This window comes from Polaribacter sp., from assembly GCF_049276715.1.
Classification (GTDB): Bacteria; Bacteroidota; Bacteroidia; order Flavobacteriales; family Flavobacteriaceae; genus Polaribacter.
The window spans coordinates 57243-81683 of sequence record NZ_JBASWY010000052.1 but is presented as its reverse complement, the minus strand read 5'-3'; the positions used below and the strand labels follow the sequence as shown (position 1 = coordinate 81683).

Here is a 24441-nt window from a genome sequence, read left to right as displayed (position 1 = left end):
TTATGATTACAATTATTATGGCAGAAGATCATCAAATTCTCATAGATGGTGTAAAATCTTTCTTTGAATATAATGATGAAATTAAAATAATTGGTGCAGTAAATAATGGTGATGATCTAGTAAAACTAGTTTCTCTAAAGCAGCCAAAATTGGTGATTACAGATATTCGAATGCCAATAATGGATGGTATAGAAGCCACCAGAATTATCAAAAAAAAATTACCTCATATTCATGTTTTAGCCATGACAATGTTCGATCAGCCAGATGCTATTAAGCAAATGATAGATGCTGGTGCTACTGGTTATATTTTAAAAAATTCTGGAATTAAAATGTTATCAGAAGCAATTGTAGCTGTTGCAAATGGAGAAACTTTTTTCGACCCAAATGTGGCATTTAATTTCATGAATTCTTACATTGATGAAAACACAAATATTGGAAACACTGACAATGTGATTTTGTCTAATAGAGAAAATGAAATTTTACATCTAATTGCTAATGGGAAATCTTCTAAAGAAATTTCTGAAAGCTTATTTATTGCAAAAACCACTGTAGACACTCATAGAAAAAACATGATTCGAAAACTTGATTTATCTTCTGGAAATGAATTAGTTAAATATGCTATCGATAAAAAATATAAGTTTTAATTTGCAACTTCATTTGTAAATTTAATACGCATTAAACGCAACTCATCTTCATCATAATCGCCATCAAATTCGTCTAAAGCTTCTTGAATTTTATCAGATTTAGCTTCCATAAAGTAATCGTAAATTTCTTCTTGCTGCTCTTCATCTAACAAATCGTCAATGGCATAATTGATATTCAATTTGGTGCCAGAAAAAATAATTACTTCCATTTCTTTTATCAATTCTCGCATTTCTAAACCTTTTGATTTTGCAATATCTTCTAATGGAAGTTTTTTATCTGTATTTTGAATGATGAATAATTTTAATCCAGAATTAACACCAGTGCTTTTTACAATTAAATCGTCTGGTCTTAAAACATCATTTTCATTAACATAATCTGTAATTAATTTTACAAAATCTTTACCAAATTTTCTTGCTTTACCTTCTCCAACTCCATGTACTTTAGATAATTCGTCTAAATTCATTGGGTATTTTAAAGCCATGTCATCTAAAGAAGGATCTTGAAAAACTGCAAATGGGGGTACTTCTAGTCTTGCAGCTACCTTTTTACGCAAGTCCTTTAGCAGTTTCACTAATTTTTCATCAGAAGAACCTCCAGAGGCTTTTGAGTTTGTAACAATTGCGTTGTCATTTTCTTCGCTATAAATATGATCTTCAGTCATTAAAAAAGAAGTTGGATTCTGTAAAAAAGCTTCTCCTTCTTCTGTAAGTTTTATCACTCCATATTGTTCTATTTCTTTTCGAATAAAATTTACCACTAAAATTTGTCGTAAAAGCGCCATCCAATAAGAGCTAGATTTGTTTTTACCAATAGCAAAATAATCTTGCAAATGGGTTTTATGAGATGTTAATAAAGCATTTTCTTTACCAACCAAAGTGTTTACTATTTCTTTTGATTTGTATTTTTGAAGTGTTTCTTTAATAACATTTAACATTTTAACTACATAATCTTTTGCTTCATGCTTTTTCTTTGGGTTTCTAGAATTGTCATCCATATCTGCTCCATCTCCATTCACTTCATCAAACTCCTCACCAAAATAATGCAATAAATACTTTCTTCTGTTCATCGAAGTTTCTGCATAACCGACAACTTCTTGTAAGAGAGCGTGCCCAATTTCTTGTTCTGCAACAGGTTTACTTGCCATAAATTTCTCTAGCTTTTCTATGTCTTTATAAGAATATAGTGCCAAACAATACCCTTCACCATCATCTCTACCAGCTCTGCCTGTTTCTTGGTAATAACTTTCTAAACTCTTAGGAATATCGTGATGAATAACATAGCGCACATCTGGTTTGTCTATACCCATTCCAAAAGCTATGGTTGCTACAACAACATCGCAATCTTCCATTAGAAACATATCTTGATGTTTTACTCTAGTTTTAGCATCTAAACCTGCATGATATGGAACTGCCTTAAACCCATTTACTTGTAAAATCTGAGCAATTTCTTCTACTTTTTTTCTACTTAAACAATAAATAATTCCAGATTTTCCCTCTCTTTGTTTTACAAAACGAATAATATCTTTTTCTACTTCCTTCGTTTTTGGTCGAACTTCATAAAATAAATTTGGTCTGTTAAATGAAGCTTTAAATCGATTTGCATCTAATATACCAAGAGTTTTTAGAATATCTTCTTGCACTTTTTCTGTAGCAGTTGCTGTTAAACAAACAACAGGCACATTGTCTATCGCTTTAATAATGTGCTTTAAATTTCTGTATTCTGGTCTAAAATCATGTCCCCATTCAGAAATACAATGTGCTTCATCAATAGCAACAAAAGAAATTTTCTGTTCTCTTAAAAAAGCAACATATTCTTCTTTTATTAAAGATTCTGGAGCAACATATAAAAGTTTTGTAATACCATTTACAATATCTTCCTTTACTTGATTAATTTCTGTTTTATTTAATGATGAATTTAATACGTGTGCAACTCCATTATGTTCAGAAATTCCTCTTATCGCATCAACCTGATTTTTCATCAAAGCAATTAATGGTGATACCACAATTGCAGTACCCTCTTTCATTAAAGCAGGCAATTGATAACAAAGAGATTTCCCACCTCCAGTTGGCATAATGACAAAAGTATTCTCGCCATTAACAACACTAGTAATTACTTGTTCTTGCAAACCTTTAAAAGTGTTAAACCCAAAAAATTTTTTTAAAGGACCATGTAAATCCATAAGTATAATTCTCTTTTATTATTTAAGAAAAAATAAACCTACTATTATAAAGTTTGATGAAACTTATTTTTATAGTAAATTTGCTCGTTTTGTATATATAAAGATATAACTTTTTTTTATTTGATAAAAACCTAAAGCTTGAAAGATAATTCCATTATTGAAAATGCAAAAAAAACGATTCTAGCAGAAAGTAATGCTATCGCTAATTTAGCTAATTTAATTGACAATCATTTTAAAAATGCAGTCGAATGTATTTACAATTCTAAAGGTCGAGTAATTGTTACAGGAATTGGTAAAAGTGCAAATATTGCCACCAAAATTGTGGCAACCTTTAACTCTACAGGAACTCCTGCTGTTTTTATGCATGCTGCAGATGCCATTCATGGAGATTTAGGAAATGTTTTAGAAGACGATGTTGTTATTTGTATTTCTAAAAGTGGTAACACACCAGAAATTAAAGTATTGGTGCCATTAATTAAAAATTATGGTAATAAAATAATCGCAATTACAGGTAATATAGATTCTTTTTTAGGTAAGAATGCAAATTTTACTTTAAATACTTTTGTAGAAAAAGAAGCTTGTCCTAACAATTTAGCACCCACAACAAGTACAACTGCACAATTAGTTATGGGCGATGCATTAGCTGTTTGTTTATTAGAATTAAAAGGATTTAGCAGTAAAGATTTTGCTAAATATCATCCAGGAGGCTCTTTAGGAAAACGATTATATCTAAGAGTTTCTGATTTAACTAAAAATAATAAGTTACCTCAAGTTTCTGAAAATGATACAATTACGAAAGTAATTATTGAAATTTCCGAAAAACGTTTGGGAGTTACTGCTGTTCTTAAAGGTGAAAAAATTGTTGGGATTATTACTGATGGTGATATTCGAAGAATGTTAAGTAAAACTACAAAAATCGATGATTTTGTGGCAAAAGATATTATGGGCAAAAGTCCAAAAACAATACATAAAGATGCTATGGCTATTGAGGCTTTAGATGCTTTAGAAAATAATAGTATTACTCAAATTTTAGTTATTGATGATGAAGATAATTATGCAGGAGTTGTACATTTACACGATTTAATTAAAGAAGGTATATTTTAATGGCTAAGCAACAAAAAGAAATGTCTTTTTTAGGACATTTAGAAGAATTAAGATGGCATTTTGTAAGAAGTTTTGCTGCTATTTGTATTCTAGCAATCGTTTTTTTTGTTTTTTCTAAAGAGGTTTATGACTATTTTCTGTTAGCTCATCTGAAATCAGATTTTATAACATATCAATTATTTTGCGATTTTTTCAATCTATTTGGAATGGATAGCGATTTCTGCGAGGTGAACCTTTCCACAAAAAAGCTACAAAGTATATTAGTAACAGGGCAATTAATGAATTCTATTTGGTCTTCTTTAATTTTAGGAATAATAATCTCTTTCCCATATCTTATTTGGGAGGCTTGGAGATTTATAGCTCCTGGTTTAACTGAAAAAGAAATCAAAAATTCTAGAGGTTTTATTTTTATAGCTTCTTTCTTATTTTTTATTGGTGTTTTATTTAGTTTTTATGTTATCGCACCAATTTCGGTACATTTCTTATACAATTATCAAATTACAGATGCAATTGAAAATAGTTTTACATTAGAATCTCATATAGGTTTAGTAACTAATATGTTACTTGGTGTTTCTATTTTATTTGAATTACCTGTTATTATTTATTTTTTAACAAAAATAGGTTTAATTACACCCGAGTTTTTAAAAAAATACAGGAAACATGCTTTAGTAGTTGTACTCATTGTCGCTGCAATTATTACTCCACCAGATGTTGCTAGTCAGATAGTTGTGGCAATCCCAATTCTTATTTTGTATGAAATAAGTATTAAAGTTTCGCAAAGAGTTATAAAAAATCAACAAAAAAATGCAAAAAAAGGTTAAAGATTTCAACGATTATCGTCAGAAAATGAATGATAAAATTCTGGCTTCTGACAATAAAGTGATTAAGAGAATATACAATTTAGACACAAATGCATACGCAGAAGGTCATTTATCAGTAAAAACAAAAGAACTTTTAGGTTTAGTTGCCTCTGCAGTTTTAAGATGTGATGATTGTATTGCATATCATTTAGAAACTGCTTTTAAAAATGGCGTAACTAAAGAAGAAATGATGGAAACAATGTCTATAGCTACTTTAGTAGGTGGCACAATTGTAATTCCTCATTTAAGAAGAGCTGTGGAATTTTGGGAAGCTTTAGAAAATGAGTAACCAATTTTCTGTTAAACTATAATCATCAAAAACAGAAGGTTTAAGAAGGTTTTAAGAGCTTTATAAAATTAGATTAAATACATTTACCATTTACAACATTAAACAATTTCATATTTTAAGAAATACATGATTTTAAGGGCAGAAAATATTCAGAAAATTTATGGTTCAAGAAAGGTTGTAAAAGGTATTTCTTTAGAGGTGAAACAGGGCGAAATAATTGGTCTTTTAGGACCAAATGGTGCAGGAAAAACAACTTCTTTCTATATGATTGTTGGCATGGTAAAACCAAATGCAGGTCGTATTTATTTAAATGATCAAGAAATTACAGATGATGCAATGTATAGAAGGGCTCAGAAAGGAATTGGCTATTTGGCACAAGAAGCATCCGTTTTTAGAAAACTCTCTGTAGAAGATAATATTCTTGCTGTTTTACAATTTACTAAATTATCTAAAAAAGAACAAAACTTAAAATTAGAATCCTTAATTGAAGAATTCAACATTGGCCACGTTCGTAAAAATAGAGGCGATTTACTTTCTGGAGGTGAAAGACGAAGAACAGAAATTGCACGTTGTTTAGCTTCTGATCCAAATTTTATTTTATTAGATGAACCTTTTGCAGGTGTAGACCCAATTGCAGTAGAAGACATTCAAAGTATTGTTGCACATTTAAAGCATAAAAATATAGGAATTCTTATTACAGATCATGATGTGCAAGCAACTCTTGCGATTACAGATAGAACCTATTTAATGTATAATGGAAGTATTTTAAAAGAAGGTACTCCAGAAGAATTGGCTGAAGATGAAATGGTTCGAAAAGTATATTTAGGGAAAGATTTTGAGCTGAAAAGAAAGAAGATTTTTCAATAGAAACAGCCTATATGCCATAGAATTCCTGACGGATCGTGTAAAAAAAATTCTTTACCCCAATCATTTTTTACAATTTCAGATAATTGAACATTCGAAAATTTCTCAGTAAGTTTTTTTAGTTTTAGTTCTGATAAATAATCTTCAATATTCTCAACTTCCAAAAACAACATAGAATTATCTACCCAATCTTTAACGTAGGCTTTTTGCAAGTAAAAACTAAGTTTTTCATCAACTTTAAAAACACTTAAGTTTTCTGCTAATTTTGTTTCGTTAAAACCAAGAGTATTATAAAAACTTCTTGATTCTTCGAAATTTTTAGCTCCTAAAAAAGGTCTAATAGATTTAAATTTTTTCTTTTCGATCAAAATATTTACTCTTTAATTTCTTCAGTCTGTTTGTTGTTAAAAAATGAAAAAACAACATAAAGGATTATAATTAAGGGAATTGATAAATATTTCAAACCAATAATCATTTGTAAAGAAATTAATAAAAACAAATACTTTACTAAATTCTTTTTAATTGAATACTCTTTAAATTTTAAAGAAAATAACGGAATTTCTGCATTCATTAAATAGGTTAAAACTAAAGTTATTAAAACTAAAAAGTAACTATTTTCAATTAAATTTTGAGCGAAATCAACCTCAGAATATTGCAAAATTAAAGGTAAAGAAACAACAAACAAGCACATTGCTGGCGTTGGTAAACCTATAAAAGAATCTGTTTGTCTAGTATCTATATTAAATTTCGCCAACCTATAACAAGCTCCTAAAGTTAATAACAAACCCAATAAAGGGAATAGTTCTAAATGAAAACCATCAAAAGAAGAGGTTTCATAAGAGTCACTAAAATAAGTAATTGCAGAATTTTCAGATAATAAATTAAACATTATTATTCCTGGCACAACTCCACTTGTAACCATATCTGCCAAAGAATCTAATTGTGTGCCTAATTCTCCAGAAACTTTTAATAAACGTGCCACAAATCCATCTAAAAAATCAAAGAATATTCCTATTACAACAAGTAAAGCTGCAGCTTCAAAATTACTTTGAACCGCAAAAATAGCAGCAACTGTTCCACTAAAAAGATTACCAAGCGTTAATAAATTAGGAATATGTTTTTTTATTTTCATTTTTATAGTTGATTTAAGAGCTAAAATAAGAAATCAAAAATTGCTAATTTTCTTAATCCTATTTTTTTTGTCATATTTGTAAAAATATTTTTGCTATGCCTGTTTTTTCTTCGGATTTTTTACCCACAATTCCTTTTAGAAATGGTCACTTTAATACTGTTTACAGACCATTATTTATGAAAGATGAATCTGTATTCAACAGAAAGCGAATTACAACTTGGGATAACGATTTTATAGATTTAGATTTTTCTTTAGTAGGTTCAGAAACTTTAGTTGTTTTAATTCATGGTTTGGAAGGCAGCTCAGAATCTAAATACATTACAGCCAGCTCTAATCATCTAAATGATAAAGGATTAGATACAGTTTGTTTTAATTTAAGAGGTTGTAGTGGTGAAGATAATTTACTATTGGCAACCTATCATAGTGGAAAAACCGAAGATGTAGATTTTGTAATCAATCATCTTTTAGAACACTTTGATTATAAAAATATAGTTTTGGTTGGTTTTAGTTTAGGAGGAAATTTAACATTAAAATATTTAGGTGAAAAAGGTGATAAAATTTCATCGGTAATAAAAGGCGGAATTGCAACTTCTGTACCTATAGACATTGCTTCTGCTGAAATAGAAATGGATAAACTAAAAAACAAATTATACATGGAAATGTTTTTTAAAACAATGAAAAACAAGGTTTTAGAAAAGGCTCATAAATTTCCAGAATATAATTTAGATAAAGACAAACTGTTTAAAGCAACCCGATTTAAACATTTAGAATATTTATATACTGTGCCTGTTTTTGGTTTTGAAAGTCCAGAAGATTATTGGCAAAAAGCAAGTTCTAAACCTTACCTTTTAAACATTAAAAGACCAACTTTATTAATCAATGCAAAAGATGATACTTTTCTATCAAGAGAATGTTATCCTTTTGAAGAAGCAGAAAACTCTGAATTTTTCTTTTTCGAAGAAACTAAATTTGGCGGTCATTGTGGTTTTATGACTTCTTTTAAACCTCAAGACAATACTTGGTTAGAATACAGAATAGAACGTTTTATAAGAGAAAACATTCAAATTGATATTTTGTAAACAATATCTTATAAAAACGACAGTTATTTTAATAGGTTTTTAGATATTTGTTATCACTAATTTTACACTGTTGAAATATAAATTTTTAATTCTTTTAATCATTTTACCTTTACTTTTAAAAGCACAAACTTTTAGAAATTATTCCAACGAATTTTTAAATATTGGTGTAGATGCTGCAGCTCTTGGCATGAGTAAAGCTGTGGTAGCTAGAACCAATAATGTAAATGCAATTTACTGGAATCCTGCTGGTTTAGTTGGCATAGAAGACTACCAAGGTTCTTTAATGCATGCCTCTTATTTTGCAGGTATTGCCAATTACAATTATGCAGCTTTTGCAATGCCAATTGATAGAGAAAGTGCGCTAGGTTTTGCTATAATTCGTTTTGGTGTAGATGATATTTTAAACACAACAGAATTAATTGACAGCCAAGGAAATATCGATTTTAATAGAATTAGTTTATTTTCTGCAGCAGATTATGCATTTAATGTTGCTTATGCAAGAAATTTAATTTTTAAGGATTTAAAATTCGGAGTGAATGCAAAAATTGTGAGAAGAATTATTGGTGATTTTGCCTCTTCTTGGGGCTTTGGTTTTGATGCAGGAATTCAATTCGAAAGAAATAATTGGTATTTTGGATTAATGGTTAGAGATATTACTACAACTTTTAACACTTGGGCAATTAATGAAGATGAGTTTGAAAAAATTAGAAATGCCATTCCTGGACAAAATCAAGATTTGCCAGAAACCACAGAAATTACAAAACCTAAAATGCAATTAGGAATTGCCAAAGATTGGAGAATTGGTCGTTTTTTTAACTTACAAACAGAGATAGATTTAAACGTTCGTTTTGAACAGACAAATGATATTTACTCATCAGAATTTGCAAGTATAGATCCTGCAATTGGTTTTCAATTAGATTATGATCGAATTGTATATTTACGATTAGGAGTTGGGAATTTTCAATATATCACAGAATTCGACAACTCAAAATCTCTTTCTACACAACCTAACTTTGGACTTGGGTTTAATTACAAAGGCATTCAAATAGATTATGCTCTAACCAACATTGGTAGTGTTGGAAACGCTTTATTCTCAAATATTTTTTCGGTAACTTTCGATTACGGCTTCTTTAGAAGATAATATATGAAAAAAAAATACTCCTTTCTACTCTTCTTTTTATTGTTAATAAATCACACACAAGCACAAGTTAACCTTTCTGTCTACTCAGAAATTAGCATTGTAACTGCAGGTCCTGGAACAGAATTGTACGAGGCATTTGGGCATTCTGCCATTAGAATTAAAGACCCAGTTTTACAATTAGATTTGATTTATAATTATGGAATGTTCGATTATAATGCGCCTAATTTTTATTCAAATTTCACCAAAGGAAAATTGTTGTATAGTTTGGCTAGATATGATTTTGCCTATTTTTATGCAAGCTACAAACGTGACAAGCGTTGGGTAAAACAGCAAGTTTTAAATTTAACGCAGCAAGAAAAACAAACTTTTTTTAATTATTTAGAAAATAATGCTTTGCCAGAAAATGCAAATTATTTCTATGATCCTTTTTTTGATAATTGTGCCACTAAATTAAGAGACATTACAAATACTATTTTAGCAGATAAAGTTGAATTCAGTTCTAAAAATATAGATCAAAATTTATCTTTTAGACAATTAATGAACAGAGAAATACCTTGGAATACTTGGGGTAGTTTTGGCATTAATTTAGCTTTGGGAAGTAAATTAGATGCAAAAGCAGATTTTACACAATACATGTATTTACCTGATTATGTTTATCTTAATTTTAAGAATAGCTCTTTATTTATTAAAAATCAACCAGAAAATTTAGTTTTAAGAGAAGATGTTTTATTAGATTTTGAAGAGCAAAAACAATCGATTTCAATTGCAAATCCGTTTTTAGTTTTTTGCATTATTTCTTTGCTTGGAATTTTTATAACCTACAAGGATTTTAAAAAGAAGAAAAGGACAAAATGGTTCGATTTTTTGTTGCTTTTTATCACAGGAATTGTTGGAGTTTTAATAGTATTTTTATGGTTTTTTACAAACCACTCCACTACTCCAAACAACTTTAACTTTTTGTGGGCTTTTGCACCCAATATAATTATTGCATTTTTAATGCTGAATCCATCTCCAAAAAAATGGTTGAATTACTATTTTAAATTCTTAATCTTCTTATTAATTTTAACGCCATTTGTCTGGGTTTTTGAAATTCAATTATTCCCTGTTTCTGTAATTCCACTTTTAATTTTATTACTTGTTAGATATCTCTATTTATCAAAAAAAGATAAATACTTATTATAATTTATTTTTTTGATAATTTATGTAGCTTATTTTTGGCGAAAATTCTACATTTGATAATCAAATCAATCAAAAATGAATAAGCAACTTATAGAATGTGTTCCTAATATTAGCGAAGGTAGAGACATCAACAAAATAAATGAAATAGCCAATGTTGTAAAGACTGTAGAAGGCGTGAAATTATTAGATATCGATTCTGGAAAAGCAACAAACAGAACCGTAATTACTTTTGTTGGTGAGCCCGAAAATGTAATTGAAGCTGCATTTAGATTGATAAAAAGAGCCTCTGAATTAATTGATATGAGCAAACAAAAAGGCGAACATCCACGTTTTGGAGCAACAGATGTTTGTCCTTTAGTACCAATTGCAAATATTTCTATGGAAGAAACTGCGAAATACGCGCATAAACTAGGGAAAAGAGTTGGTAAAGAATTAGGAATTTCTGGCTATTTTTATGAAAATGCTGCAACAACATCAGACAGAAAAAACCTTGCTACAGTTCGTTCTGGAGAATATGAAGGCTTAAAAGAAAAATTGTCTAAACCAAACTGGAGACCCGATTTTGGTCCATCAGAATTTAATAAACAAATTATTTCATCTGGAGTTACAGCAATTTCTGCACGAGATTTTTTAATTGCGTACAATGTAAATTTAAACTCAACTTCTACAAGAAGAGCCAATGCTATCGCTTTTGATATTAGAGAAAATGGTCGTGTAAAAACAATTAATGGTAAAAATGTTATTGATAAAAATGGAAATCCAGAGAGAATTCCAGGTAAATTAAAAGCTGTAAAAGGAATTGGTTGGTTTATAGAAGAATATGGAATTGCACAAATTTCATATAATTTAACCAACATCTCAATCACTTCCATGTACGAAGCTTTTTACGAAACAGATTTGGCTGCTACAAAACGTGGCTTGCGTGTAACAGGTTCAGAATTAGTTGGTTTAGTACCTTTAAAAGCAATGCTTGATGCAGCAGATTTCTATCTAAAAAAACAAGAACGATCTTTAGGAATATCAGAAAAAGAAAAAATTAAAATTGCTATAAAATCTTTAGGATTGGATGATTTAAAACCTTTTAATCCTCAAGAAAGAATTATAGAATATGTGATGAATACTGATGCTGAAAAAAAACTAATTGATTTTTCTGTGAAAGATTTTGCAGAAGAAACTGCTTCAGAATCTATGGCTCCTGGAGGTGGAAGTATTGCTGCTTACGTAGGTGCTTTAGGTGTTTCTTTAGGAACTATGGTTGCAAATCTTTCTGCTCACAAAACGGGTTGGGATGAAAAATGGAAATATTTTTCTGATTGGGCAGAAAAGGGTCAGAAATATAAAAACGATTTATTGTTTTTAGTTGATGAAGATACAAACGCTTTTAACAAAATTATTGATGGTTTTAGAATGCCAAAAACCAATGAAGAAGAAATTGAAGCTAGAAAAAAGGCTATTGAAGATGCTACAAAATACGCAACTGAAATTCCGTTTCAAGTAATGCAAACTGCTTATAATTCTATTGAAGTAATGCTTGAAATGATGAAAAATGGACTGCAAAATTCGCTTTCAGATGGTGGTGTTGGTGTTTTATGTGCAAAAACAGCAGTAACTGGGGCTTATTTTAACGTTAGAATTAATGCGAAGGATATTAAAGACAGAAAATTTGCAGAAGATATTTTAGCAAAAGCCAAATCAATTTATCAAAATACTTGTGAATTAGAACAAGAAATGATGCAAATTATAGATTCAAAAATCTAATTTTATGAATATAGAAATCATCCCTTTTGAAGAGAAATATGCCAAATATTTTTATGATTTAAATGTAGAATGGTTAGAAAAATATTTTTATGTAGAACCTTATGATGAAAAGGTTTTGAGTAATCCAAAAGAATATGTTTTAGATCCTGGAGGATTTATCTTTTTTGCAAAATATAATACTGAAATTGTTGGGGTTGTTTCACTTATTAATCAAAAAACATTTTTTGAGTTAAGTAAAATGGCTGTTTCACCTATATACCAAGGTTTAAAAATTGGGCAAAAATTAATGGATTTTTGTATAGATTTCGCCATAAAACAAGAATGGAAAAGTATTACTTTATATTCTCATAGAAGTTTAGTTCCTGCCATTAATCTATATAAAAAAATAGGGTTTGTGGAAATTCCTGTAGAAAAAAACTCTCACTATAAACGTGCAGATATTAAAATGATTTTAGAGTTGTAAATTAAAGAAAACTTTGAATAGCCAATTCATATCCTTTTAAACCAAAACCAAATAATACTCCTTTTGCATTTTTGGCAATAAAACTTTGATGTCTAAAATCTTCACGAGCATGAATATTTGAAATATGGACTTCTACAACAGGTGTTTCTATGCCTTTTACAGCATCTCCAATTCCAACAGAAGTATGTGTGTAAGCAGCTGCGTTTAATATAATCCCATCAAAATTAAAACCAACTTCGTGTAATTTATCTATAATTTCACCTTCTATATTCGATTGAAAATAAAACAATTCTATATTTTTAAACTTTAATTGTAAAGTTTTAAAAAAATCTTCAAAAGTTTCAGAACCATAAATTTCTGGTTCGCGTTTTCCTAAAAGATTTAGGTTGGGTCCGTTTATAATTATAAGTTTCATAAAATCAAAAATACAATTATTTTTAATAAAAAAACGGAGGCAAAATGCCTCCGTTTTAAAAAAAATATTTAGTAAGAATTAAAAATCATACATTAAACCCACTCCAACATTTGCTAAGGTAGATCCACTACCACTTACTGCAGAATAAGAAGCATTTAAATCAAATTTTTCACTTAAATTATAAACTAACATTGGTCTGTAATAAAAACCTCCATTAGTAGCAATTCCATAACCAACATCAGCACCTAATGCAAATGTGTCTGATAACTTATATCTACCAGCAAGAGCTAAAGGAATAAAATCCTGAGAAGGCCCACCGTTTTTACCACTGTAAAACTGCAATCCAGATGCTAAACCATAAGTAAAATCTTCGTCAGCATTAAACATGTAGTTTACATCAACCCCAAAAGCAAAAGAACTTACATTACTTGCATCGCCAATTGGTAATCCAACATTAACTCCAGCACTAAAGCCTTGAGCATTAGCAGTTCCTAATCCAAAGATTGCAAAAGCTGCAATAAATAATAATTTTTTCATAATTGATTGTTTTTTTTATTGATTTAACTTGTTATGTAAATGTATTAAAAAAAATAATACTCTAATTTATATTGATTAAAATATTAATAATTTAATTTTATTCTTAATAATCAAGAATATGATAATTTTTAATTTTTTGATAGATAACACTAATGTTTTCTTATATTTCGTGTTATGAAATGGAATTCTGCAATTAAAGATTATCAGTTGTATTTAAAAATAGAAAGAGGTTTATCTATGAACACCATAGAAAGTTATACTAGAGATTTAGAGAAACTAACTTTTTATTTGGATGAAAATGAGATGAACATCTCTCCTATTATTATTGATAAAATTATTATTCAACAATTTATTTATGATGTTGCAAAAAAAGTAAATCCAAGAAGTCAAGCAAGAATTATTTCTGGTCTTCGAAGTTTTTTCGATTATTTAATTTTTGAAGATTACCGAAAAACAAATCCCACAGATTTAATTGAAACTCCAAAAATTGGAAGAAAACTTCCAGACACATTATCAGAAGAAGAAATTAATCAATTAATATTAGTAATTGATTTAAGTCATTCTCAGGGAGAGAGAAATAGAACTATTCTAGAAACTATGTACAGTTGTGGTTTAAGAGTAAGTGAACTGATTAGTTTAAAGATTTCTGATTTGTTTTTTGAAGAGGGTTTTATAAAAGTCACAGGAAAAGGGAATAAAGAGCGTTTTGTTCCTATCCATTTTAATGCTCAAAAATATATTACTATTTATATCAATGAAATCCGAATTCATTTAAAACCCACAAAAGGATATGAAGATACGCTGTTTTTAAACAGAAGAGGAAAAGGTTTAACGCGTCAAATGATTTTTACGATTTTAAAAGATTTGGCGACTAAAATAGGCTTAAAAAAGAAAATTAGCCCTCATACATTACGTCATTCTTTTGCTACACACCTATTAAAAAATGGTGCAGATTTAAGAGTAATACAGCAAATGTTAGGTCATGAAAGCATTACTACAACAGAGGTTTATGTACACTTAGACAATAGCTATTTAAAAGAAATTGTTGAAACTTTTCATCCTAGAAGGATCTCATCCTAGCCTTCCTAAAAGGAATGAACTCTTGTCTTGTATAGTGCTTCTAAAACAAAGAGTATTAACTTTACTAAAAAAGAATAATCCTAACTTTTAAAAAGTTAGGATTATTACATTTTGTTTTCACAACTATGAAATATTCAAAAGAGTCTTTCTTCCTTTTAGGAAGATTAAAATGGGCTCATTATTTTGCCACATTCACAGCTCTAGTTTCTCTAATTACAGTAACTTTTACTTGACCTGGATATGTCATATCATTCTGAATTTTTTGTGAAATATTAAAAGATAATTCAGAAGCTTTTGTATCACTAACCTTGCCACTCTCTACCATTACTCTTAACTCACGACCTGCCTGAATTGCATATGCTTTTTGAACACCTGCAAAGCCGAAAGCAATATTTTCTAAATCTTTTAAACGCTGTATATAAGAATCTAAAACTTGACGTCTTGCACCAGGTCTTGCTCCAGAAATAGCATCACAAACTTGTACAATTGGTGATAATAAACTCTTCATTTCAATTTCATCATGGTGTGCACCAATAGCATTGCAAACTTCTTCTTTCTCTCCGTATTTTTCAGCCCATTGCATACCAAGAAGTGCATGAGGAAGTTCACTTTCTGTATCAGGTACTTTACCTATATCATGCAACAAACCAGCTCTTTTTGCCATTTTTGCATTCAATCCCATTTCTGCAGCCATAATGCCACAAAGATTAGCAACTTCACGAGAATGTTGTAATAAATTTTGACCATAAGAAGATCTATATTTCATACGCCCAACAATCTTTATTAGTTCTGGATGCAAACCATGAATACCTAAATCGATTACAGTTCTTTTACCAACTTCAATAATTTCTTGATGGATTTGAGTTTCTGTTTTCTTAACAACTTCTTCAATTCTAGCAGGGTGAATTCTACCATCTGTTACTAATTTGTGCATAGATAAACGCGCTATTTCTCTACGAACAGGATCGAAACAAGAAAGAATAATTGCTTCTGGAGTATCATCTACAATAATTTCTACACCTGTTGCAGCCTCCAATGCTCTAATATTACGTCCTTCTCTGCCAATAATCCTTCCTTTTACATCATCAGACTCTAAATTAAAAACAGATACGCAATTTTCTACAGCTTGCTCTACACCTACTCTTTGTATAGTACCTAAAACAATTTTTCTAGCTTCTTGCTCTGCTGTTAACTTAGCTTCTTCTATAGAAGTTTGAACAAAAGCCATTGCCTCTGCTTTTGCTTCGTCTTTTAATGATGAAACCAACTCCTTTTTTGCTTCATCAGCAGAAAATCCAGAAATTTGCTCTAACATATCTACATGACGTTTGTGCATCTTATCTAGATCTTCTTCCTTTTTCTCTAAAAATTCTAATTTGTTATCGTAATCTTTTTCCTTGTTTTCTAAAGAATTATTTAAACGAGTACTTTTATCTAATTCTGAAGCAACTTTAGATTCTCTATCTCTAATTCGTTTTTCTACCTCAGAAATTTTCTTTTCTCTAGATAATATTACTTTTTCATGTTCAGATTTTAGCTCAATGAACTTTTCTTTTGCTTGAAGAATTTTATCTTTCTTAATGGATTCTGCATCAATTTTTGCCTCTTTTAAAATAGCTGCTGCTTCAATTTTAGTAGCATCTACTATTTTTTTACCTTTAGATTTTTCTAAGGCTTTAAATATGATAAAACCTATTACAATTCCTATTATAACTCCCACAATAATGGGAAGTATCATTCCTTCCATAATTTAAATTTAATGTATAAAAAAGCCTACGATAGATTTAGGTTTTTAAACTCCAATATGACATTTATAGGACTAACTAACTGTTCAAGGATCCACTTAATGTACTGAAAAAAATCAGTATTCATGGCTTGCTTTAGTAGTTAAGACTCGTCCTTCATAATAGAATAGTGTTGAGTTTAATAAACAATTTACTAACGTAGGCAGTGTGTTGTTAATGTATTTTAATGAACTTACTCTAAATGAGCGTTTACCAATTTGGTTAACTCATTTAATTTTTCTAATTCTTCTTTCTTTGTGTCGTTTTTGTCTAAAGATAAAATTTCTAACTTCGAAGCAAATTGTAATGCAGACATGGCTAAAACATCTTGTTTATCACTAACTGCATAATTTTGCTCATACATAGAAATTAATTTATTAATAGCGCTTGCAGCTTTACGCATACCTTCTTCTTCTTTGGTGTTATTAACACTTAAAGGGTAGGTTCTGCCAGCAATTACAATATTAATTTTTAATTTATTACTCACAATTTAAAGAACTTTATTCTTGCAACTGAACAATACATTTATCAATTTCTCTAATTAATGAATTTATTTTCAGCTTTGTATCTTTTGTGTTTGTACTACTGCCTTCAATAGTTTTTGCAATTTTAAGTAAATCAAATTCTTTTTTTTGATTTGCTAAAACTTGCTTATTTTCTAATAGCTGAATTTGTAATGATGTGTTATTTTGAAGCAAAATTTGATTTTCTTTTTTCAAAAATTCATAATTAGAAATTAGGTTTTGCAACTTTTCTTCTAATAAATGAATCGCTTCTAACGTATTACTCATCTTATTATTTAGAATAAACTATACTCACAAAGTTAGCATTCTGTTTTAAATATTACAACATTTTATTACTTTTTTATTAATGTATTGAATGTAAAGAGATTACCAAAAGAATCATTTTTGTATTTTTACACAAAAAAAATTGCCCTTTGAGACCTTTACTACTTTTATCTATTTTATTCATTCACTATTTAACATTTTCTCAAGAAAAATATCCAACCGATTATTTTGGTAATCCTTTAGGCATTCCGATTGTTCTCTCTGGTTCTTTTGGCGAATTAAGAAGTAATCATTTTCATGCAGGTCTTGACATTAAAACCCAAGGTAAAGAAGGTTTAGAAGTACTTTCTGCAGCAGATGGTTATGTTTCTAGGATAAAAGTGCAACAATTTGGTTATGGTAAAGCTATCTACATTACACATCCCAATGGATTTACAACTGTATATGGGCATTTAAGTAAATTCGAAGATAGCATTGAAGAATATGTAAAATCAATTCAATATAAAAAGGAAGATTATGAAACAGGAAACTTGTATTTTGATGAAGACATGTTTCCTGTAAAAAAAGGAGAAATCATTGGTTTTTCTGGTGATACAGGTGGTTCTGGAGGTCCTCATTTACATTTTGAAATTAGAAATACGGAAAGTGAAAATGTTATAAATCCGTTATTGTTTGGTTTAAAGGTTGCAGACTCAATACCTCCAACTTTTCAATATTTAAAAGTCTATGCTTTAAGTGATGATGCCAGAATTAATAATCAAAAAATGGATTTTCAAATACCCATAAAAAAAGTGAGTAAAAATCAATATGCTGCAGATAGAATTGCTGCAAGTGGAACTATTGGTTTTTCTGCTAGTATTTTTGATAGGTTTGATGAAGCACCCAATAAAAACGGGCTATTTAGTTTAGAAATGTTAGTAAATGGTAAACGTTTTTATTATCATGATGTCGAAACCTTTTCTTTTGCAGAAAGTAAATATTTAAATTTACATATAGATTATGAGCATTTTAAGAAATATAAAATGCGTTATGAAAAAACTTTTAAATTGTCTTCTAACAAATTATCTACTTATAAGGATTTAATAAATAACGGAAAAATAGAGGTAGTTTCCAATCAAAATTATAGAGTCGAAATTATAGCAAAAGATTTTGAAGGCAATAATAGTGTTCTAAACGTACAAATAGTTGGCAAAGAAACCAATGCTATTTTTAAAAAGCAAAAAGATACCACTGCTTATAAAGTAGTTGCTAAAAATTTTAACAAGTTTCAATTAGAAAATGTAACAGTTGCTTTTCCTAAGAAAACATTTTATGAAGATGTTTTTTTAGATTTTAAAGTGAATGATGGTATTGCTCAAATTCACACTCCTACAATTCCTTTAGATAAATATTTTACTTTAACTTTTAACGTTTCAAAATACTCTGAAACTGAGAAAGAATTGCTTTATATTGCTAATTTAGAGTATCCTAAATATCCAAAATATCAATATACAAGAAAAAAAGATAGCACATTTTATACGACAAGTAAAACTTTAGGTAACTACGCATTATTAACTGACAATCAAAAACCTATAATTAAATTATTATACTTTAAAGACCAACAATGGATTACAAATTCTAAAACCATAAAAGTTAAAATAGATGATGTTGGATCTGGCATAAAAGATTACAGAGCTACCATAGATAATGAATGGGTTTTAATGGAATACAATCATAAAACAAAAATATTAACCTATAATTTTAGTGATAAAAAATTGGTTGATAGCAAACATATCTTTAAACTTGTAGTTTCGGACAATGTTGGAAATACGAATGAGATTTCTACAACGTTCTTTAAAAAACAACTAAACTAACTTTGTGAAAAAAATATTCTTCTTCCTGCTTTTAATTCCATCTTTTTTGATGGCTCAAAAAACAACAATTTTAAAAGGAACTGTAAAAAATAGCGAAAACGAACCTGTAGTTGAAGTTTCTGTGAAATATAGAACAACTGGAACAGCAACAGATATTAATGGAAATTATTCAATTAGAATACCTCTAGATGAAGAAATAACCATTGTTTTTAGTCACATTTCATACAAATCAGTTACTAAAAAAATAACTGCGACTAACAGAAATATAATTCGCTTCTCTCCTACCTTATCCTTAAAAACAGAAAAATTAGAAGAAGTTGTTGTAAAAGACAATAAAAAAGAAGCGCAGGGACTTACAAAAATAGACATCAGCCAAGTTAAAAATACTGTTGGCCCAAATGCAGGTGTAGAAAACGTATTAATGACTTTACCTGGTGTAAATAATAATAATGAGCTAAGTACTCAATACAATGTTAGAGGTGGTAATTTTGATGAAAATTTAGTCTATGTGAATGGTATAGAAGTATATAGACCTTTTTTAATTAGATCTGGTCAGCAAGAAGGTTTAAGTTTTATCAACACAAATATGGTGCAGAATATTAACTTTTCTGCTGGTGGTTTTCAGGCTAAATATGGTGATAAATTATCATCCGTTTTAGATATTACTTATAGAAAACCTACAGAAACTGCAACTACTGTTGATGCAAGTTTGTTAGGTGCGAGTGTAACTTTTGAAGGGCAGTTTTTAGATAAAAAGTTAAGCACAATTACAGGTATTCGATATAGAGATAATAGTTTGTTTGTAAACAGTAAACAAATCGAAACCAATTTTAGACCAAAATTTACAGACGTTCAAACTTATTTATCCTATGATTTTTCAGAAAAGTTTCAATTGAATTTTCTGGGTAACTTTTCTTTAAATGATTATAATTATCAACCTTTATCTAGAAGAACTCGTTTTGGAACAGTTGCAGATCCTTTAGAATTAATTGTTTTTTATTCTGGGCAAGAAAGAGATAAATACTTAACCATGTTTGGTGCTTTATCTGCTGATTATAAGGTAAATGAAAACTTTACTTTAACAGCAACAACTTCTAGATACAACACGCAAGAAGAAGAACATTTTGATATTGCTGCACAATATAATTTAGGGGAAGTGGATACCAATATTGGATCTCAAAATTTTGGTGAAGTACAATTTTCTCAAGGAATAGGCTCTCAGTTAAATCATGCACGAAATGATTTAGACGCTTTAATAACCAACGCACAAATTAGAGGTAACATAAAAAAAGGAGATACTCAATGGGATTTTGGTGTTAAATACCAAAATGAAGATATTAAAGACAGAATTAGAGAATGGGAAGTAATCGACTCTTTAGGTTTTTCTATAAGACCTCCTTTCCACTCTTCTAATAACCAACCTTATGAACCTTTTGAAGGCGAAATTACACCTTTTCAAAACATCAGAAAAGATAATAATGTGAGCATTAATAGAATGTCTGGATTTGTGCAATACAATCAACGTTCTTTTATAAATGATCATGAAATTTGGTATAATTTAGGAGTTAGAGTTCATAATTGGTCTGTGGCTGGAAATGGAGTTTCATCAAAAAGTCAAACTGTATTTAGCCCTAGAGCTCAATTTGCTATCAAACCAAATTGGGAAAAAGATATGTTATTTAGAGTTTCTGGCGGTTTTTATTATCAACCTCCATCTTATAGAGAGTTGAGAGATTTTAATGGTAATTTAAATGTAGATGTAAAAGCACAAAAATCAATTCATTTCGTATCTGGGATGGATTACAGCTTTAATATGTGGGAAAGACCTTTTAAACTAACCACAGAATTGTATTATAAAGATTTATCTGATGTAAATGCGTACTCTATTGATAATGTTAGAATTAGATATAGAGCAGATAATGTTACAAATGCTTATGCTTATGGATTGGATGTGCGTTTAAATGGTGAATTTGTTCCAGGAAGTGAAAGTTGGGTAAGTTTAGGATATTTAAAAACAGAAGAGAATATTAATAACAGAGGTTCGATTGCAAGACCCTCTGACCAAAGAATTAAATTCGGAATTCTATTTCAAGACTATGTTCCAAATTTACCAGATTTAAAAGCGTATTTAAACTTAGTTTATAATACTGGAGTTCCTGGAGGTTCTCCTGCGTATTCAGATCCTTATAATTTTCAAGAACGTCTGCGTGATTATAAAAGAGCAGATATAGGTGTTTCCTATATTTTTGTAGATTCGAATAAACAATTTAGCACTGGCTGGTTGTCCAAATTTAAAGAATTAACTGCTGGTTTAGAATTGTTTAATATGTTCGATATACAAAATGCAATAACAAATACTTGGGTTAGAGATGTGTATTCTAAAACACAATTTGGAATTCCCAATTTTATGACTGGTAGAGTTTTAAACTTTAAAGTTTCGATGAAGTTTTAAAAAAACGAGTTGCTACAAATCAACTCGTTTTTATTTATTCTAAAATTTGGGCAGCATGTGCTTTTGTTTTTACTTTCGTAATTACATCTTCAATGATTCCTTTTTCATTAACAACAAAGGTGGTTCTGTGAATACCATCATACTCTTTTCCCATAAACTTTTTAGGCCCCCAAACATTAAAAGACTCAATAACTGCTTTATCTTCATCTGCTAAAAGAGGAAAAGGTAATTGGTATTTATCTATAAAACTTTGTTGTCTTTTTGCACTGTCTGCACTCACACCTAAAACATCATATCCTTTTGCTAAAAACGATTGATAATTATCTCGTAAATCGCAAGCTTCAGCTGTACAACCAGGTGTACTAGCCTTAGGATAGAAAAACAAAACTAGTTTTTTACCTGAATAATCAGATAGCTTTATTGTATTTCCTTGATTGTCTTTTGCTTCAAATTGTGGAGCTTTATCTCCTATTTTTAATGAGGTCATCTTTTCTATTATGTTTATAAAATATAAAAACAAATATAGTAATATAAAAAAAACGGTTTCTTAAAAGAAAGCGTTTTTAATATATTTTAATAACAACTAGTCCACAAATGGATCATTGAATTGCTCATAAGTTGTTGCAGAACATGGACCTGCAGCTTGTTGAGAAGCAATAACAAGATTATTAGCATTTAAATAAGTTAGCGTAAATTCTACATTACCAATATCTGAAGCATAAACAGTGTTTTTATTATCATTTCCCCATCTCCAAGTTCCACGAGTAGTAGTTGATCCATTTTTTGAGGTTCTAAAAATCAAATCTCCATTTGGTGAGAAAGCAAAATAACCAACATTCCTGATAGACTGACCCTCACCACAATCTTCTGGGCCAGAAATATCAATATTACTAACTACATGTGTCCACCATTTCTGAGCATCTACTCCTTTAGCAGAATAACCTGTTAATGTTTCTTGTCTTAATTCTAAAGCCACAATTTCTCCACTTGGAACTCCTGGGAATTGACCTGAATCACTATCATCTCCAGAACAGAAAGAAAATGTAAATGCTAATGTTAATAAAAGTACGTTTCTAAAATTAATTATTTTCCTCATAATAAATTTGTTTAAATTTACACAAATATAGAGTTTTAAAAAAAAAAGCAAATACCTATCTATAGGTATATTTATAAAAATATGACTAAAAAGGAGAAAGTAAAATTTGTAATAAACACATTACAAGAGTATTACCCAAAAATACCAATTCCTCTAAATCATAAAGATCCTTTCACTTTATTAATTGCTGTATTGTTATCTGCTCAATGCACAGATGTTCGAGTAAATTTAATTACACCTATTTTATTTGCAAAAGCAGACAATCCTTTTGATATGGTTAAAATGACTGTTGAAGAAATTAAGGAAATTATTAGACCTTGTGGTTTGTCTCCTATGAAAAGCAAAGGTATTTATGGATTGTCTAAAATTTTAATTGAAAAGTACAATGGAGAGGTTCCAAAATCTTTTGAAGGTTTAGAAGAATTGCCTGCTGTTGGGCATAAAACAGCAAGTGTTGTTATGAGTCAGGCTTTTGGAGTTCCAGCTTTTCCTGTTGACACTCATATTCATCGTTTAATGTACAGATGGAATTTAACCAATGGAAAAAATGTGCAACAAACAGAAAAAGATGCCAAACGCTTATTTCCTAGAGAATTATGGAATGACTTGCACTTACAAATAATTTGGTATGGTAGAGAATATTCTCCTGCTCGTGGTTGGAATTTGGAAAAAGATATTATTACCAAAACTATTGGCAGAAAGTCTGTTTTAGACGATTATTATAAAAATAAAAAACCATAAAAAAAGCCTCAACGTTCGTTGAAGCTTTTTCCACTCTTAATTCAAATTCAATTCAATGAAGTTTTTTGACTTGGTTTTGACAATAGTTAGCGACTTTGAAAAATCAATCAAAAATTGAACTGTTTCTTTTTTGGGTTGCATCTGCAAATCAGATGGCTTTCTTGAGTAAATTTGCATCATATAGTCAATTTAATATGTTGGTTATAAATTGATAACGATGCTTTTTTAACAATATTGTTAGTTCACTAAAATAATTTTATTTTTTTCTATTAATTTTCTCATGTTAATTAATGCGTAACGCATCCTTCCTAAAGCTGTATTAATGCTAACCCCTGTATTTTCGCTTATTTCCTTAAAGCTCATATCTTTATACATACGCATAATTAAGACTTCTTTTTGTTCATCTGGTAATTCGTTTACAAGTTCTCTTACATCTTCAAAAATCTGCTCTTGTATAATTTGCTTTTCAACATTTAAAGTTTCGTCACCTAAAACAGAAAAAATATTAAACTCATCTGTGTTGTTAAATTTAGGCATTCTTTTCGATTTTCTAAAATGATCGATTACTAAATTGTGTGCAATTCTCATCACCCAAGGTAAAAACTTACCTTCTTCATTATAATTACCCTTTTTTAAAGTTTTAATTACTTTAATAAAAGTATCCTGAAAAACATCTTCAGTAATATCTTTATCTTTAACCTTACTGTATATGAAGCTGAATAGTCTTTGCTGGTGTCTTTTAATTAAAACCTCTAAAGCTGCTTCATTTCCTTGAATATAATCACTAACCAAGGTACTATCTGAAATTGTGTTTTTTCGCATCATAACTACTTTTTTGAAGAACAAAGTGGTTCTTACAATCTATTATTTTATTAATAATTTAAAAAGTAATTTTAAGCTATATGCGTCTAATTTTGTGATTCTTAAGTGTTCAAATATAGAATATATTTTTAATCTAACAAACTTTTTAACAAATTCTATCTTCATCTTTTTTAAAATTCA

Annotated in this window: 25 protein-coding genes and 1 other RNA gene; 14 read left to right on the top strand and 12 right to left on the bottom strand. The window is 29.3% G+C overall.

Annotated elements, in window-relative coordinates; translation table 11 throughout:
* The first annotated feature begins 2 nt into the window (after positions 1-2).
* Positions 3-644 carry a response regulator gene (locus WAO74_RS13580; protein ID WP_422162799.1) on the top strand — a complete coding sequence of 214 codons (642 nt, stop codon included), beginning with the start codon at positions 3-5 and terminating at the stop codon, positions 642-644.
* Here WAO74_RS13580 and WAO74_RS13575 read toward each other — a convergent pair.
* Positions 641-2824: a RecQ family ATP-dependent DNA helicase gene (locus tag WAO74_RS13575; protein ID WP_422162798.1), complete on the bottom strand. Its 2184-nt coding sequence runs from the start codon at positions 2822-2824 to the stop codon at positions 641-643. The two genes, WAO74_RS13580 and WAO74_RS13575, sit on opposite strands and share 4 nt — an antisense overlap.
* Before the next feature lie 138 nt (positions 2825-2962).
* On the opposite strand from WAO74_RS13575, the gene WAO74_RS13570 reads away from it, so the two are divergent.
* The 4 genes from WAO74_RS13570 to lptB all read left to right on the top strand — a co-directional run bounded on the left by WAO74_RS13570 (position 2963) and on the right by lptB (position 5944).
* Positions 2963-3928 (top strand): KpsF/GutQ family sugar-phosphate isomerase, encoded by a 966-nt coding sequence (locus WAO74_RS13570; RefSeq protein WP_422162797.1) that lies wholly within the window; start codon positions 2963-2965, stop codon positions 3926-3928.
* Complete coding sequence (tatC, locus tag WAO74_RS13565; RefSeq protein WP_422162796.1) at positions 3928-4749, top strand: twin-arginine translocase subunit TatC; 822 nt, start codon at positions 3928-3930, stop codon at positions 4747-4749. Before WAO74_RS13570 ends, tatC begins: the two co-directional genes overlap by 1 nt.
* The gene (locus WAO74_RS13560; RefSeq protein WP_422162795.1) at positions 4733-5077 is read left to right on the top strand and encodes a carboxymuconolactone decarboxylase family protein; all 345 of its coding nucleotides are present in this window, start codon (positions 4733-4735) and stop codon (positions 5075-5077) included. Before tatC ends, WAO74_RS13560 begins: the two co-directional genes overlap by 17 nt.
* A gap of 126 nt (positions 5078-5203) precedes the next feature.
* Positions 5204-5944: an LPS export ABC transporter ATP-binding protein gene (lptB, locus tag WAO74_RS13555; protein WP_422162794.1), complete on the top strand. Its 741-nt coding sequence runs from the start codon at positions 5204-5206 to the stop codon at positions 5942-5944.
* On the opposite strand, the gene WAO74_RS13550 is transcribed toward lptB, so the two are convergent.
* Together WAO74_RS13550 and WAO74_RS13545 are read right to left on the bottom strand one after the other, a co-directional pair.
* Positions 5938-6309, bottom strand: a complete 372-nt coding sequence (locus tag WAO74_RS13550; RefSeq protein WP_422162793.1) for a glyoxalase — start codon at positions 6307-6309, stop codon at positions 5938-5940. The genes lptB and WAO74_RS13550 overlap by 7 nt on opposite strands.
* A 5-nt stretch (positions 6310-6314) precedes the next feature.
* Entirely contained in the window at positions 6315-7073 is a 759-nt protein-coding gene (locus tag WAO74_RS13545; protein ID WP_422162792.1) for a CDP-alcohol phosphatidyltransferase family protein, read from the bottom strand.
* A gap of 95 nt (positions 7074-7168) precedes the next feature.
* Between WAO74_RS13545 and WAO74_RS13540 the strand changes: the two genes are divergently transcribed.
* The 5 genes from WAO74_RS13540 to WAO74_RS13520 all read left to right on the top strand — a co-directional run bounded on the left by WAO74_RS13540 (position 7169) and on the right by WAO74_RS13520 (position 12693).
* Complete coding sequence (locus tag WAO74_RS13540) at positions 7169-8152, top strand: YheT family hydrolase (RefSeq protein WP_422162791.1); 984 nt, start codon at positions 7169-7171, stop codon at positions 8150-8152.
* 70 nt (positions 8153-8222) lie between these two features.
* A complete protein-coding gene (locus WAO74_RS13535) occupies positions 8223-9293 on the top strand; it encodes a PorV/PorQ family protein (protein ID WP_422162790.1) in 1071 nt (356 codons plus the stop codon).
* 3 nt (positions 9294-9296) lie between these two features.
* Positions 9297-10475: a DUF4105 domain-containing protein gene (locus tag WAO74_RS13530; protein WP_422162789.1), complete on the top strand. Its 1179-nt coding sequence runs from the start codon at positions 9297-9299 to the stop codon at positions 10473-10475.
* Positions 10476-10547: 72 nt separating this feature from the next.
* Positions 10548-12230: a glutamate formimidoyltransferase gene (ftcD, locus tag WAO74_RS13525; protein WP_422162788.1), complete on the top strand. Its 1683-nt coding sequence runs from the start codon at positions 10548-10550 to the stop codon at positions 12228-12230.
* A gap of 4 nt (positions 12231-12234) precedes the next feature.
* A complete protein-coding gene (locus tag WAO74_RS13520) occupies positions 12235-12693 on the top strand; it encodes a GNAT family N-acetyltransferase (RefSeq protein WP_422162787.1) in 459 nt (152 codons plus the stop codon).
* A gap of 1 nt (position 12694) precedes the next feature.
* Here WAO74_RS13520 and aroQ read toward each other — a convergent pair whose 3' ends face one another.
* Both aroQ and WAO74_RS13510 read right to left on the bottom strand, forming a co-directional pair.
* Complete coding sequence (gene aroQ, locus WAO74_RS13515) at positions 12695-13108, bottom strand: type II 3-dehydroquinate dehydratase (protein ID WP_422162786.1); 414 nt, start codon at positions 13106-13108, stop codon at positions 12695-12697.
* Between the two features lie 78 nt (positions 13109-13186).
* Positions 13187-13645 (bottom strand): hypothetical protein, encoded by a 459-nt coding sequence (locus tag WAO74_RS13510; protein ID WP_422162785.1) that lies wholly within the window; start codon positions 13643-13645, stop codon positions 13187-13189.
* Positions 13646-13819: 174 nt separating this feature from the next.
* Between WAO74_RS13510 and xerD the strand changes: the two genes are divergently transcribed.
* Positions 13820-14725: a site-specific tyrosine recombinase XerD gene (gene xerD, locus WAO74_RS13505; protein WP_422162784.1), complete on the top strand. Its 906-nt coding sequence runs from the start codon at positions 13820-13822 to the stop codon at positions 14723-14725.
* Positions 14726-14903: 178 nt separating this feature from the next.
* Here the strand turns inward: xerD and rny are convergent, their stop codons facing one another.
* From rny to WAO74_RS13485, 4 genes are all read right to left on the bottom strand, one after another.
* Positions 14904-16472 (bottom strand): ribonuclease Y, encoded by a 1569-nt coding sequence (rny, locus tag WAO74_RS13500; protein ID WP_422162783.1) that lies wholly within the window; start codon positions 16470-16472, stop codon positions 14904-14906.
* Between the two features lie 47 nt (positions 16473-16519).
* Positions 16520-16648, bottom strand: a non-coding RNA gene (gene ssrS, locus WAO74_RS13495) — 6S RNA.
* A gap of 54 nt (positions 16649-16702) precedes the next feature.
* On the bottom strand, positions 16703-16996 hold the full coding sequence (locus WAO74_RS13490; protein WP_422162782.1) for a cell division protein ZapA: 294 nt from the start codon (positions 16994-16996) through the stop codon (positions 16703-16705).
* Between the two features lie 13 nt (positions 16997-17009).
* Positions 17010-17300 carry a hypothetical protein gene (locus tag WAO74_RS13485; RefSeq protein ID WP_422162781.1) on the bottom strand — a complete coding sequence of 97 codons (291 nt, stop codon included), beginning with the start codon at positions 17298-17300 and terminating at the stop codon, positions 17010-17012.
* A gap of 146 nt (positions 17301-17446) precedes the next feature.
* Between WAO74_RS13485 and WAO74_RS13480 the strand changes: the two genes are divergently transcribed.
* Positions 17447-19150 (top strand): M23 family metallopeptidase, encoded by a 1704-nt coding sequence (locus tag WAO74_RS13480; protein ID WP_422162780.1) that lies wholly within the window; start codon positions 17447-17449, stop codon positions 19148-19150.
* A gap of 4 nt (positions 19151-19154) precedes the next feature.
* On the top strand, positions 19155-21602 hold the full coding sequence (locus WAO74_RS13475; protein WP_422162779.1) for a TonB-dependent receptor: 2448 nt from the start codon (positions 19155-19157) through the stop codon (positions 21600-21602).
* A 34-nt stretch (positions 21603-21636) separates the two neighbouring features.
* Here WAO74_RS13475 and bcp read toward each other — a convergent pair whose 3' ends face one another.
* A complete protein-coding gene (gene bcp / locus WAO74_RS13470; protein ID WP_422162778.1) occupies positions 21637-22089 on the bottom strand; it encodes a thioredoxin-dependent thiol peroxidase in 453 nt (150 codons plus the stop codon).
* A gap of 96 nt (positions 22090-22185) precedes the next feature.
* The gene (locus WAO74_RS13465; RefSeq protein ID WP_422162777.1) at positions 22186-22698 is read right to left on the bottom strand and encodes a hypothetical protein; all 513 of its coding nucleotides are present in this window, start codon (positions 22696-22698) and stop codon (positions 22186-22188) included.
* A gap of 81 nt (positions 22699-22779) precedes the next feature.
* Between WAO74_RS13465 and WAO74_RS13460 the strand changes: the two genes are divergently transcribed.
* Entirely contained in the window at positions 22780-23439 is a 660-nt protein-coding gene (locus tag WAO74_RS13460) for an endonuclease III domain-containing protein (protein ID WP_422162776.1), read from the top strand.
* Between the two features lie 237 nt (positions 23440-23676).
* Here WAO74_RS13460 and WAO74_RS13455 read toward each other — a convergent pair whose 3' ends face one another.
* On the bottom strand, positions 23677-24264 hold the full coding sequence (locus WAO74_RS13455; RefSeq protein ID WP_422162775.1) for an RNA polymerase sigma factor: 588 nt from the start codon (positions 24262-24264) through the stop codon (positions 23677-23679).
* Between the last annotated feature and the right edge of the window lie 177 nt (positions 24265-24441).

Excerpts from the sequence above, each read along its gene's own strand:
- WAO74_RS13580 (WP_422162799.1), top strand. The coding sequence starts at position 3 with ATGATTACAATTATTATGGCAGAAGATCATCAAATTCTCATAGATGGT.
- WAO74_RS13575 (WP_422162798.1), bottom strand. The coding sequence starts at position 2,824 with ATGGATTTACATGGTCCTTTAAAAAAATTTTTTGGGTTTAACACTTTT.
- tatC (WP_422162796.1), top strand. The coding sequence starts at position 3,928 with ATGGCTAAGCAACAAAAAGAAATGTCTTTTTTAGGACATTTAGAAGAA.
- WAO74_RS13560 (WP_422162795.1), top strand. The coding sequence starts at position 4,733 with ATGCAAAAAAAGGTTAAAGATTTCAACGATTATCGTCAGAAAATGAAT.
- lptB (WP_422162794.1), top strand. The coding sequence starts at position 5,204 with ATGATTTTAAGGGCAGAAAATATTCAGAAAATTTATGGTTCAAGAAAG.
- WAO74_RS13545 (WP_422162792.1), bottom strand. The coding sequence starts at position 7,073 with ATGAAAATAAAAAAACATATTCCTAATTTATTAACGCTTGGTAATCTT.
- WAO74_RS13540 (WP_422162791.1), top strand. The coding sequence starts at position 7,169 with ATGCCTGTTTTTTCTTCGGATTTTTTACCCACAATTCCTTTTAGAAAT.
- WAO74_RS13530 (WP_422162789.1), top strand. The coding sequence starts at position 9,297 with ATGAAAAAAAAATACTCCTTTCTACTCTTCTTTTTATTGTTAATAAAT.
- ftcD (WP_422162788.1), top strand. The coding sequence starts at position 10,548 with ATGAATAAGCAACTTATAGAATGTGTTCCTAATATTAGCGAAGGTAGA.
- WAO74_RS13520 (WP_422162787.1), top strand. The coding sequence starts at position 12,235 with ATGAATATAGAAATCATCCCTTTTGAAGAGAAATATGCCAAATATTTT.
- aroQ (WP_422162786.1), bottom strand. The coding sequence starts at position 13,108 with ATGAAACTTATAATTATAAACGGACCCAACCTAAATCTTTTAGGAAAA.
- WAO74_RS13510 (WP_422162785.1), bottom strand. The coding sequence starts at position 13,645 with ATGAAAAAATTATTATTTATTGCAGCTTTTGCAATCTTTGGATTAGGA.
- xerD (WP_422162784.1), top strand. The coding sequence starts at position 13,820 with ATGAAATGGAATTCTGCAATTAAAGATTATCAGTTGTATTTAAAAATA.
- rny (WP_422162783.1), bottom strand. The coding sequence starts at position 16,472 with ATGGAAGGAATGATACTTCCCATTATTGTGGGAGTTATAATAGGAATT.
- WAO74_RS13485 (WP_422162781.1), bottom strand. The coding sequence starts at position 17,300 with ATGAGTAATACGTTAGAAGCGATTCATTTATTAGAAGAAAAGTTGCAA.
- bcp (WP_422162778.1), bottom strand. The coding sequence starts at position 22,089 with ATGACCTCATTAAAAATAGGAGATAAAGCTCCACAATTTGAAGCAAAA.
- WAO74_RS13465 (WP_422162777.1), bottom strand. The coding sequence starts at position 22,698 with ATGAGGAAAATAATTAATTTTAGAAACGTACTTTTATTAACATTAGCA.
- WAO74_RS13460 (WP_422162776.1), top strand. The coding sequence starts at position 22,780 with ATGACTAAAAAGGAGAAAGTAAAATTTGTAATAAACACATTACAAGAG.
- WAO74_RS13455 (WP_422162775.1), bottom strand. The coding sequence starts at position 24,264 with ATGATGCGAAAAAACACAATTTCAGATAGTACCTTGGTTAGTGATTAT.